The sequence below is a fragment of the Nonomuraea mesophila genome (genome assembly GCF_004352805.1).
In the GTDB taxonomy this organism is placed as follows: domain Bacteria; phylum Actinomycetota; class Actinomycetes; order Streptosporangiales; family Streptosporangiaceae; genus Nonomuraea; species Nonomuraea longispora.
On record NZ_SMLD01000412.1, the window covers coordinates 1 to 650 of the forward strand.

Consider the following 650-nt stretch of genomic DNA (forward strand, 5'->3'; position numbering starts at 1 on the left):
CGAAACCCCGGCCGACAGATCCAAGCCAAGACACCATGGTCTGTTCTCGCGCGAGTCAAGCCAGGGCTCGAAGCGGCACACCACCATCCTCACAGTTCTCGCGAACAAGCCGTGTGGTGACCTTGTGCAGGTGGTCCCTTCTGCGGTCAGTAATCCTGGCGTACACTCGGGCCACCTTGAGCCGGGCCTTGGCCCGGTTGTTCGACCCCTTGGCCTTGCGGGCCAGCGCCCGCTGAGCCTTGGCCAGCCTGCGCCTGTCGCGGCGCTCGTGACGCGGGTTGACGATCTTCTCGCCGGTCGAGAGTGTGGCCAGCGCGGTGATGCCCGCGTCCACACCCACCGCGTGCTCCACCGGAGCGAGCGGGGTGATCTTCTCCTCCACCAGCAGGGACACGAACCAGCGGCCCGCCGCGTCCTTCGACACGGTGACCGTGGACGGCTCCGCGCCCTCAGGCAGCGGACGCGACCACACGACCGCCAACGGGGCGTCCATCTTCGCCAGCGTCAACCGCCCCTCGCGCCAGCGGAACGCCGAACGGGTGTACTCCGCCGACGCCCGCGACTTCCTCCTGGTCTTGAACGTTGGGTACTTGGCGCGCTTGGCGAAGAAGTTGGCAAAACCCGTCTGAAGATGGCGCAGCGCCTGCTGC

Annotated in this window: 1 pseudogene; it reads right to left on the minus strand. The window is 67.4% G+C overall.

Features of this window, described 5'->3' with window-relative positions:
* Positions 1–94: 94 nt before the first annotated feature.
* Positions 95–650, minus strand: a pseudogene (locus tag E1295_RS48330) (RNA-guided endonuclease InsQ/TnpB family protein); the annotation flags it as partial.